General features: G+C 63.4%; 8 protein-coding genes. 7 read left to right on the forward strand and 1 reads right to left on the reverse strand.

Features of this window, described 5'->3' with window-relative positions:
• Nucleotides 1-16 precede the first annotated feature (16 nt).
• On the forward strand, nt 17-511 hold the full coding sequence (locus P0D70_RS30170) for a DUF421 domain-containing protein (protein WP_408187171.1): 495 nt from the start codon (nt 17-19) through the stop codon (nt 509-511).
• A 72-nt stretch (nt 512-583) separates the two neighbouring features.
• Here P0D70_RS30170 and P0D70_RS30175 read toward each other — a convergent pair whose 3' ends face one another.
• Nucleotides 584-1981 (reverse strand): MFS transporter, encoded by a 1398-nt coding sequence (locus P0D70_RS30175; RefSeq protein WP_408187172.1) that lies wholly within the window; start codon nt 1979-1981, stop codon nt 584-586.
• A 227-nt stretch (nt 1982-2208) separates the two neighbouring features.
• On the opposite strand from P0D70_RS30175, the gene P0D70_RS30180 reads away from it, so the two are divergent.
• The 6 genes from P0D70_RS30180 (at nt 2209) to P0D70_RS30205 (ending at nt 10902) form a co-directional block, all read left to right on the forward strand.
• Complete coding sequence (locus P0D70_RS30180; protein ID WP_408187173.1) at nt 2209-2358, forward strand: hypothetical protein; 150 nt, start codon at nt 2209-2211, stop codon at nt 2356-2358.
• A gap of 586 nt (nt 2359-2944) precedes the next feature.
• The gene (gene mprF, locus P0D70_RS30185; RefSeq protein WP_286162036.1) at nt 2945-5497 is read left to right on the forward strand and encodes a bifunctional lysylphosphatidylglycerol flippase/synthetase MprF; all 2553 of its coding nucleotides are present in this window, start codon (nt 2945-2947) and stop codon (nt 5495-5497) included.
• Nucleotides 5494-6759, forward strand: coding sequence for a virulence factor family protein (locus P0D70_RS30190; RefSeq protein ID WP_408187174.1), 1266 nt, complete (start codon nt 5494-5496; stop codon nt 6757-6759). The genes mprF and P0D70_RS30190 overlap by 4 nt, the downstream gene beginning before the upstream one ends.
• Nucleotides 6760-7095: 336 nt before the next feature.
• A complete protein-coding gene (locus P0D70_RS30195) occupies nt 7096-8721 on the forward strand; it encodes an amino acid adenylation domain-containing protein (RefSeq protein ID WP_408187175.1) in 1626 nt (541 codons plus the stop codon).
• A gap of 80 nt (nt 8722-8801) precedes the next feature.
• Nucleotides 8802-9062 carry an acyl carrier protein gene (locus P0D70_RS30200; protein ID WP_091793813.1) on the forward strand — a complete coding sequence of 87 codons (261 nt, stop codon included), beginning with the start codon at nt 8802-8804 and terminating at the stop codon, nt 9060-9062.
• The gene (locus P0D70_RS30205) at nt 9046-10902 is read left to right on the forward strand and encodes a serine aminopeptidase domain-containing protein (protein ID WP_408187176.1); all 1857 of its coding nucleotides are present in this window, start codon (nt 9046-9048) and stop codon (nt 10900-10902) included. The genes P0D70_RS30200 and P0D70_RS30205 overlap by 17 nt, the downstream gene beginning before the upstream one ends.
• Nucleotides 10903-11298: the final 396 nt, after the last annotated feature.

Consider the following 11298-nt stretch of genomic DNA (forward strand, 5'->3'; position numbering starts at 1 on the left):
CCGCGAGGAGGGTGGCATGATGGACGCAATCTTCCTGCTGTTCGGTCAGGGCAGGACACTCGATCCGCTACAGATGGCGGCTCGTTCGATCGTTGTATTTCTGGTCGCGCTTGTGCTGATCCGGATCTCAGGGCGGCGCTCGTTCGGACAACGCTCGCCGTTCGATTCCGTGGTGGTGATACTACTCGGTGCAACGCTGAGCCGGGCGATCGTCGGGGCATCGCCGTTTGTCGCAACGGTGGCGGCGTCGTTAGCGATCGTCGTGTGTCATCGTTTGCTGGCGTGGGCGTGCATGCGCTCGTCCGTGCTGGAGCGGCTGGTGGGCGGTGTCGAACGGGAAGTGTTCAGCAACGGCGAGTTCAACTCACGCGAAATGAACGCCGCGCTCATCACGCCGACTGATGTTCAGGAGAGCGTACGCCAGAAAACCGGCTCACGTTCAATGAACGATGTGGCCGCGGCGATTCTCGAACGCAACGGTGAGGTGAGCGTGATCCGAAAGAAGGCCTGAAGCGTGCCCGTGCCGTGCGCGTAACCGATAAATCCGCCCAGCCGTTCAGTCGTTGAGCCGATCGACAACTAATCAGCCGCGACCGCCTCGCGAGATCTCCTCGCCCGCGCGATGTGGCATGCGCAGCGTGACCGGAATCGACGCGAACGAGCACAGGCCGACCACCAGAAATGCCGGCCAGAAATCCGACCACGTGATACCGGGATGGCCGTGCAGCACGCGCGAGATTTGCAGCACGATACCGCCGATCGTCACGCCCAGCCCGAGCGACATCTGCTGCACCACGCTGCCGAGACTCGTGGCGCGTCCCACGTCACGGCTGGCGATTTCCGCATAAGTCAGCGAGTTCAGACTCGTGAACTGCAACGCGGGGAAGAATCCGCCGAGCAGCACCACGATCCAGATGATCCACGTCGGCGTGCCGGGGAAGAACAGTCCGCAGGCCGCGATCGAGATTCCCGACAACGCGGCATTGACCACCAGCACCGAACGAAAACCGAAGCGATGCAGCACGCTCGAGGCGACCGTGCGCATGAACATGCCGCCGAATGCGGACGCGCAGGTGATCAGGCCGGATTCGAACGCGCTCATGCCGTGGCCTTCCTGCAGCATGAGCGGCAATAGAAACGGCAACGCGCCGAGGCCGATACGAAACAGCGAACCGCCGAGCACGCTCGCCTGGAACGTCGGCACTTTGAAAAAGCGCAAGTCCAGCAGCGGAAGCGGCACGCGCTGCGCGTAGGCGACATAAGCCGCGAGCAACATGGCGCCGCATGCGCACATGCCGAGCGCGTCGCGATTCGAAATCAGTTCGCCGCCGACCAGCGACAGCCCAAGCAGAAGCAACACCGCGCCGGCAGCCGAAAGAAAAAAACCGATCCAGTCGAGCGGACCCGGGTCCGGCTCGCGCGTGTTGGCGATGTGCCGGTTGGTCAGATAGATACCGAGAATGCCGATCGGCACGTTGATGAAGAAAATCAGCCGCCAGTGCAGATACGTGGTGATGAAGCCGCCGAGCAGCGGTCCGGCGGCGGGGCCGAGCATCGCGGGGACGCTCAGGTAGTTCATCGCGCGGATGAAGTCGGACTTGTGCACCACGCGGAAAATGATGATCCGCCCGACCGGCACCATCATCGCGCCGCCCACACCCTGCACGAAGCGCGCGAGCGTGAAGGTGGCGAGTGAGTTCGAAGCGGCACACAGCAGCGAGCCCGTCACGAAAATGCCAATTGCCGTGCGGAAGATCGTGCGCGCGCCGAACCGGTCGGCGAGCCATCCGCACACGGGAATGAACACGCCGAGTCCCAGCACATAGCTCGTCACCGCGATTTTCAGCGTGACCGGATCGCGCCCGAAATCGCGCGCCATGGCCGGCAGCGCGGTGACGATCACGTTCGCGTCGACGCTTTCCATGAACATCGCGCACGCGACGATAAGGGGCGCAATCAGGGCTTTCTGGACGACGGTCATGAAGGCGGGCTGCGTCGGGCGTTCACGGTCAAAGAGGCATTATTGCACCTGTACGGTGCGCATGGTTAAAAGACAACGCTCCGATGTCACCCTTTTTAAGATTGTCTCTATGGCGGCCGGCCTTCTGCGGCAAAGGTCCGACACTTTATTGATATTTGTTGCAGTGCGACAGAAGCTCGGTATAATCGGGTTATTGCCTAGGTATAAACCCTATACAGGAGTCTGTCATGAACACCGCTTCCAACGCCGCCGCCCGCGCTACTGTCTCCACGAGCAACACGTTTTTCGGCAAGCTGCGCGCACTGGCGCTGCATGCACTGAATCTCCATCTGCAAAATTGCGCGGTGATCGCTGAAGCGCATCGTCGTCCGGAGTAATCAAAAGCGGCGCGCTCTTCGCGCGCTGACTCGCAGAGCAGGGCGCAGCGTTGCGCCGCTGCTGTTTGCACGGCACGCTTTCGCGTGCCGTTGCGTGAGGTAGCCGCGAGGCCCGTTCGACAATGTCGAGCGTTGCTTCGCGCGCACGGGTCGCTGCGCGTCATCAACGCGCAGATCAAAAGTGTCATCGGCACCAGTGTGACCCTCTACCTGCGCGCCGTCCCCATCCTGTCCGGCCGTCACCACGCGCCGTCGATTCTTCATTCGCAGCGCGCAAATAGCGTTTAAACTTCAGCCCCTGCCGAAAGGCGGTGCGTGTCGTTGCCATCCGATCGGCAATATCGACCGTTTATTCACGCGTTTCGCTCTGTCATGCCGCGTGCCGCATTCGATGCAGCGGGCCCAGGTTAAACCCCGCGGCAGGGCTGACACTGTCAACCTTTTCACCTCTGTGCCGTTATCCATTTGTAATCGCCAATAAGAGGCGACGCCGCGGCGGACGAATTGTCGTCGTGACAGCTCCAAGCAAGGCCCCGCATTGACCATGTTCCATCGATATAACAATAAATTCGACCGGCTAGGCGCGATGTTCGACCGTGCATCGAAAACGCTCTCTGACCGCGGGCTTCTCTCGCCCTTGCTCGCGCTAGTGCTTGGCGCGCTGCTGCTGGTCGTCTTGCAACATCTCTCGCAAGCGGTGGACTATCGCTCGGTGATGCGTCAGTTGCGTGAACTGACGGCCGGCGAATGGGCCGCCGCGCTCGGCGCCACCGCGCTCAGTTACGTGGCGCTGGTCGGCCGCGATGCCGTCGGTTTGCGCTATCTGGGCGCAGTCGTGCCGCGTGCGGCGCTGTGGATCGGTGCGACCGCGGGCTCCGCACTCGGTAACGCCACCGGTTTCGGTGCGCTGACAGGCGGCGCCGTGCGCGCGCGCGTCTACAGCGTGGCGAACGTCACGCCCGCGCAGATCGGGCGCATGACGGTGTTCACGAGCGTCTCGCTCGCGCTCGCGCTGGTGCTGATGACGGCGCTCGGCATGCTCGGCGTGGCCGGCACGCTCGCGCCGATGCTGCATCTCGAACCGGTCGCGCTGCGTTGGAGCGGTGCGGCGCTGCTCGTCGTGCTCGGACTGGCGGCCACCGCATGCCGCAGCGAAACGCGCCCGGTCCGCACGCGCTGGCAGTGGCTCTCGTTCGACATTCCCGCGCGCCGCGATCTGCTCGCGCAAGTGGCGCTCGCGGTCCTCGACGTGGTGGCCGCCGGCCTCGCCTTGTGGGCGCTGCTGCCGCATGCGGACGTGAGCTTCGTAACCTTCATCACGGTCTACGCCGCAGCGATGCTGCTCGGCATGATCGGCCATACGCCCGGGGGCGTCGGCGTGTTCGAGGCGGCGATGGTGTTCACGCTGAACGGTAGCGTGCAAACGCATCATATGGTTGCCGCGTTACTCGCGTATCGTGCGATTTACTTCGGTGTCCCGTTGATCGTCTCGGCCGCGCTGCTCGCCGGTTTCGAGGGACGGGCGCTGAAAAGCCGACTGCCGTTTCAACACGCGGCCGCCGCCTCGAAGCTCGCGCCGCTGTTCCTGAGTCTCGTCACGTTCGTGGTGGGTGGCATGCTGGTGATTTCCAGCGCGACGCCCGCGTTCTGGCAACGCATCCGCATTCTGCGCGACGTGCTGCCGCTGTGGGTGCTCGAAAGTTCGCAGATGCTCTGCAGCGTGCTCGGCGTGCTGCTGCTGTTCGTCGCGCGTGGTTTGCTGCGGCGGCTGGACGCCGCGTGGTGGATGACGCTCATGCTGGCAGTGCTGAGTCTCGCGTTGTCGTTGACCAAAGGTCTTGCGTTCGTGGAAGCCGGCGTGCTCGGTATGCTGATCGTGCTGCTGCTGTCCACGCGCCAGCGTTTCAACCGTCATTCCTCGCTGTTCGCCGAGCGCTTTACCGCGGGCTGGCTGGTTTCGGTTGCGATGGTGCTGATGCTCGCCACGTGGGTCATGCTGTTTGCTTTTCGCGACGTGCCGTACACGCGCGACCTGTGGTGGCAATTCGCCTTCGACGAACGCGCGCCGCGTGCGCTGCGCGCGACGTTGGCCGCCAGCCTCTTTGCGGCGGTGTTCTCGTTCTGGCAGTTGCTGCGTCCCGCACCGGGCCGCTTCGTCAAGCCGGCGCCGGAAGATCTGCACGACGCGGCGCGAATCGTTCGCGCGCAGGAGCGTAGCGACGCCGGCCTCGCGCTGATGGGCGACAAGAGCTTCCTGTTCTCCGAGTCGCGGCAGGCTTTTCTGATGTACGCGAAATATGGCCGCACATGGGCCGCTTTGCACGATCCGGTGGGGCCGCGCGAAGAGTGGGCCGCTCTGATCAGCAAGTTCGTCGCGCTCGCGCATGCCCACGGCGGGCGCGCGGCGTTTTATCAGGTGCGCGCCAACGCGTTGCCGCTTTATCTCGACGCCGGTCTCACGCTGATGAAACTCGGTGAAGAAGCGCATGTCGTGCTCGACGACTTCGATCTGAAGGGCTCGCATCGCGCGCATCTTCGCTATGCGCTCAAGCGCGGCGAGCGTGATGGCTTCACCGTCGAAGTGATCGATCAGGCGCACGTGCCGGCGTCGCTTGAAACGCTGCGCGAGATTTCCGATGGCTGGCTCGACAGCCGCGACGCGCGCGAAAAGAGCTTCTCGGTCGCCGCATTCACGGACGAGTATCTCGCGGCGCAATCGGTGATGCTGGTGCGTCAGAACGGCGAGCCGGCCGCGTTCGTCACCTTCATGACGACCGATATGAACACTGAAGCGACGGTCGGCGTGATGCGTCATGTAGCAAGCGCGTCGCCGTATGCAATGGAATATCTGTTCACGCAACTTGCGCTGCATCTGAAGCAGGCGGGCTTCCGCTCGCTCAGCCTCGGCATCGCGCCGCTGTCCGGCATGCAGCCCACGCCACTCGCTTCGCGCTGGCACCGGTTCGCCGGCATCGTGTGGCGTTTCGGCGGCCGTTTCTATAATTTCCGCGGACTGCGCGCTTTCAAGAGCAAATTCCAGCCGCATTGGGAGCCGCGCTATCTCGCGGCGTCGGGTTCGGTGGGCGTGTTCTTCACGCTCGCGGACCTGTCATTGCTGGCGGGAGGCCGGCGTTCATGACATTGCATTCGTTCTTCCGGGCCGCAGTGATGGCGGGCCTCGTGATTGGCGGCGCGCTTGCGCACGCCGCGACCACCACCGTGCCTGGCGGCCGTTATGGCGACGTGAAGGTCACGCAGCCGGAAGGTCCGTTGCGCGGCTTCGTGGTGCTGTACTCGCAAGCCAGCGGCTGGAGCGCGGCGGATCAGCAAAGCGCCGATGCGCTTGCGAAGGCCGGTGCGTTGACCGTCGGCGTCGACACCGCCCGCTATGCGGCCAATCTCGGTGCGAAGAAAGAAGCCTGCCATCAGCTGGTGGGTGATGCCGAAGCGTTGAGCCACCAGCTCGAACGGCAGTCGCAATCGAGCCACTATTTCGCGCCGATCGTCGTGGGTACCGGGCAGGGCGCGACGCTCGCCATGCACGTGCTCGAAGAGGCGCCCTCGAATACGATTGCCGGCGCGGTCGCGGTGGACGCCGAGCGCACCCTCGATCCGCGCTTCCAGCCGTGTCCGCCGGATCCGACGGTGATCCGCGACAAGGTGCCGGGTTTCGTCGAAAAAGCGGCTACGGGTAGCGCCGATCGCACGCGGCTCGTTGCATTGGTCACGCCACATCTGCAAGCGGTGTCGACGAGCGATGACGATGTGTCCGATCTGCCGCTGATCGAATTGCCGGCAGCGCATCCGAACGGCCTGATGGCGATCGTGATATCCGGCGACGGCGGTTGGCGCGATCTCGACAAGACCATCGCCCAGGCTTTGCAGAAAGACGGCGTCTCCGTGATCGGCTGGGACAGCTTGCGCTATTTCTGGAGCGAGAAGCCGCCTGCGCAAACCAGCCGCGACCTCGCGCGGGTGATGCAAACCTACGGCGCACGCTGGAACGCACAGCACGTCGCGCTCGTCGGCTATTCGTTTGGTGCGGACGTGATGCCGTTCGCCTATAACCGTCTGCCGCCCGCGTTGCGCGAGAAGGTATCGCTGATCGCGTTGCTCGGCTTCGCGCCGGACGCCGACTTTCAGATCCGCGTGGGCGGCTGGCTCGGCATGCCGGCAAGCGACAAGGCACTGAAAGTCCAGCCGGAATTGACCCGTGTGCCGCCCGCGATCGTGCAGTGCTTCTACGGCGAGAACGAAAAAGACACCTTGTGTCCGTCGCTGACGAAAACCGGCGTGGAAGTGATTCGCACCTCGGGCGATCACCACTTCGGCGGCGATTACAACTCGCTGGAACAGCGCATTCTGAGCGCCTTCAGGAAGCAGAGCGGCGTGCGCAACTGATATCGCCGCGGCGCCCCGGCGTGCTGACGGCGGCACGCCGACGAATGCTCATTCGTCTGTTGAGAGCGCTATCGCACATAGGCCGGCCTCACCGGCATCTATGATCCTTACAAAGACCTGACCGTCAGGCTCATCAAGCGATAGCGCGCGACGAGCCTGCGTGGCCGCTTGCTGTCCGCGTCTTTGTCTTGTGAATTCTCCTACGATAATGCAGCACGCCGCCGGGTAGCTCAGTTGCCCGGTAGCGGGCTGCTGGCATGGCTGGCCGCCGCTCCGGCACGCTCGCGCGACCGGTTCGGCAACGCCGGCACTTTGCCCCATGCGTCGAGGCCGTGAATGCTGGATTCATTCTTCTTCGATACTGCCGCGCGTGAGCCGGATCGTCCCGCGCTATGGGTCGACCAGCGCTCGTATTCCTACGGCGAGGTTGCCTCGCGAGCCTGTGGGATCGCGGCCGCCTTGGGCCCGGTATTGCCAGCCGGCCGAGCGCGACGCTGCCTGTTGTTCGCCCATCGCAGCATAGATGCCTATGCGGGTTTGCTAGGAATCCTCAGGGCTGGTTGCGCTTACGTGCCGCTCAATCCCAACGTGCCGGTTGCACGTATTGCCGCGGTAATCGAGCAATCGGGCGCGTCCGTCATGCTGGTCGACCGGCGTTGCGCCGTATTACTCGACGAAGTGGTGTCGCTGCTGGACGAGTCGCCGAAAATTTTCCTGCTCGACGACGTAAGCGAAGAAGTCAGAACAGTCTCCCAGGAATTCAGGGAGGCATCCCCTCTCTGCGAGGCATCTGCCCGCTTCGCGCAGACGCGGCTATCTGACGGGCCAAACGAGGCCGAAGCGGCCACTCCTCGCGCGTTGCACGACCAGGCCTACGTTCTGTTCACGTCAGGCTCGACCGGCGCACCCAAGGGCGTACCGATTTCGCACGAGAATGCTTGCGCCTATGTGACGGGGCAACTGGAATTGTTCGAAAAGCTTCCCGAAGCGCGCTACGTGCAGTTATGCGAGCTTTCCTTCGATCCCTCGGTGCACGACATGTTCGTGTGCTGGGCGAACGGCGCATGCCTGTTTGTACCGAAGACGGTCGAGCCGATCTACAACGCGGCCTTCATCAAGGAACACGCAATCACGCATTGGAGCAGCGTACCTTCTGTCGCGGCTTTCATGCAGCAGTTCCGCAAACTGCAGCCGGACGAATTCCCCAGCCTGCGCGTGACGCTGTTCGGCGGTGAACCGCTGCAGCGTCAGCTGGTGCAAGCCTGGCGGCGCGCCGCGCCGAACAGCCGGGTTTTCAACATGTACGGGCCGACTGAAACGACGGTTGCGTGCACCACCTTCGAAGTCACTGCGGCATTTCTTGCCGATCCGCGCCACACGGTGATGCCGCTTGGCCGTGCGTTGCCGGGGATGGAGTTGTTGATCGTGGACGCCGCGCTCGAACCGGTCGCGCCGGGCGTCAGCGGTGAATTGCTGATTGGTGGTCCGCAGGTCGCGTCCGGGTATCTGTCGGCGGATGACCCCGGCAATCGCCGATTCATTTCGAACCTGTATGCGGGCCGCAGCGCGTCGCGCTGGTATCGGAGCGCTGACGCCGCGCGCGAGGTGCCCGGTCAGGGAATCGTGTTTCAAGGCCGGCTGGATACGCAGATCAAGATTCGCGGCAACCGTATCGAGCTCGAAGAAGTGGAGCATGTCGTTCGATCATGCAGTCAGGCGGCGCTATGCGCGGTCATCGCGTGGCCGGTCGACGAAGCGGGGCGCGCGGCTGGCCTGGTGGCTTTCGTGACGTGCGCGCAACACGGTGCCGCGCAGATTCTGCTGGCATGCCGTGAGCGCTTGCCGGCGTATGCCGTACCGCAACGGGTCGTGATGCTGGACACGTTGCCGCTGAATGTAAATGGCAAGGTCGACAGAAGGGCGCTCGCCGAGCACTGTGTGACCGGCGACGTGCTCACCTGAGCGCAGTGCGGCAACGTCTTCTTGTGCGCGCTCGATGGATGAGTGCCGCGTTGAAAAATTGAAGTATCGGGGAAATCAGAATGAAGACTCATGTGCGCCGCATTCTTCGCCAGACCGCCTGTCTCGCCGTATCGGTCGATACGCTCGGCGATCAGGATGGTCTCTACGCCGCCGGCTTGTCGTCGCTCGGCGCAGTCCGCGTGATGATGGCCATCGAGGACGAATTCGCCGTTGAGATTCCAGGCGCGCTGATCACGCACGAGATGTTTGAAAGCATCGATTCCCTCGCAAGCGTGATCGCGCTCATCGTGCCGGAGGAGTCGATTGCAACGCGAACCTGAAGTGGCGCTGCGTCGGCCGATCACGCCCGCTCAGCTCACCATGACACCGGTTACGTTCGGCGGCTGTTTCGGATGGCTGCACCGTCCGGCCGGCACGCAACCCGAGACGGGCGTCGTGCTGTGCAACCCGTTTGGCTATGAAGCACTGTGCACTTATCGAGGCTGGCGTGACCTCGCCGACAGGCTCGCCGCGCGCGATATCGCGGTGCTGCGCTTCGACTATCCCGGCACGGGCGATTCGAGCGGCAACGAAGACGACCCGCAACGCATGCGTGCGTGGCTCGACAGCATCGAAGCGGCAGCGCTGTGGCTGCGCGCCGAAACCGCGGTGACGCGCCTGAGTCTGTGCGGGCTGCGTTTTGGCGCGACGCTGGCGGCGCTGGCCGCCGAACAGATGGGCGGCGTCGACGATCTGGTGCTGCTCATGCCAGTCAGTTCGGGCAGGGGCTACATGCGTGAGCTGGAGCTTCAGCATCAGAGTTGGCTCAGTTCGCAGCAGGCGCTCGGACTCAGCCTCGGTGAAGAGGCCGCCAACACGGTCGGCGCACACGGCTTCCGTTTGTATCCGGATACGCTCGAAGCGCTCGCCAAGGTGGATCTCGAACGGACTACGCAATCGCCCGCGCGGCGCGTGTTGCTGCAGGATCTGAATGAGAACGCGCGTCTGAAGCGCGTGGCCGCGCATTATCAGACGCTCGGTGCGTCAACCGATCTGCAATTTTTCGGCGAATACGGCAAGTTTCTGCTCAATCCCAGTTACAGCGAAACTCCGGATCAGGCGTTCGCGAGCGTGCTCGAATGGTTCGGTGCCGCCGCGCTCACTGAACCCGAGCCGCGCGTCGAGATGCTTGCGGGCGCAACGACCGCGCAGATCGATTTCGCGCATGGGCGCGAAACGCCGGTGGTGTTTGAGGGCGGCGGCTATGCCGGCGTGTTCTGTCAGCCGCGGCGAGCGTGTGAAGGTGCGCCGGCCGTATTGTTCGTCAATACCGGCGGCGTGCACCGTATCGGCGACGGCCGCTTCACGGTGCTGATGGCGCGCTATCTGGCGGCCAAGGGCATCGCCTCGTTGCGCATGGACTTGAGCGGCCTCGGCGATAGTCAGCGTCGTGACGCCGCGCTGTCGCTCGACAAGGTGTACGCGCAATATGCGCTCGCGGATGCCAAAGCGGGTGTCGATTGGCTCGTGGCGGCGGGGTATCCGGAAACCGTGATGTTCGGCGTGTGCACAGGTGCCTACGTCAGCCTGCATACGGCGCAGACGCACCCGGCAGTGGTGGGTTGCGCGGCCGTCAATCTGCCGTTTTTCACGTGGGATGGCGCGCAAACGCGGCCCGGCGCTCGCCATATGGCGGCGAGCGTCGTATACCGGCGCGCCATGCGCGATCCGCGTAAATGGCTACGTTTGTTGACCGGCCAGGCAAATGGCCGGACGATCGCGATCGAACTCGCTCGCCGTTTGGGCGCGCGCCTTTCCTCTCGCGCCGGTAAAGGGCTCGAGTGGCTGCTCGGCCAACGCACGCCGGGCGGCGTAGTGCGCAGACTCGTTCTGGACCTGGAGCGTAAGGGTGTGCAGACGTCATTGATCTATGGTTCGCTCGATGAAGGACTGGACGCACTCGAAATTCATTTCGGACCCCGTGGTAATCGCCTCGATAAGTTAAATAACATCGACGTGAAACTGATCGGCAAGGTCGACCATGCGCTCTTTTCACAGTCCGCGCGCCACGTGGTGATGGCGCAGTTCGACCGGTTTCTGCGCGAGCGTATATTGAATGCACGGTGTCCGGCCGCCGTGCCGGATCGCGGGTTGCGCGTCGCGCAGGCTCTACGGCGTTGAGATCGACGGGTCCGGTTTGGGATAGCTGTGACGCTGTTCACTATCGCGCGTAAGCGCCGCGTCGGGCAGGGTTGTGCGCAATGCAGAGCGCTCAAAGCTGCGCGCATCGCAATCAACAGGGATTGACAAAGCGCCTCAAGTCAACGAAGATCGAACGCATGAACTGCCTCGACATCCGTATTGCGCTGATTATTAGCATCATTCATCGAATGGTGGGTTAGCGCGCGTCTGATAGCAGTGACACATAACCCGCCACACGAGGCGGGTTTTTTTATGTCCGCTGCAACCTGCCTCCTGGTGAACTCTCTGCTGACTTGTCCTTGCCGCACAGGAGCTTGCCTTGTCGTTACACGAACTCAAACGGGCGGCCGAAGCCGCTGATAGCGTCGCGCTTCG

The organism is Paraburkholderia sp. RL17-381-BIF-C (assembly GCF_046026435.1).
In the GTDB taxonomy this organism is placed as follows: domain Bacteria; phylum Pseudomonadota; class Gammaproteobacteria; order Burkholderiales; family Burkholderiaceae; genus Paraburkholderia.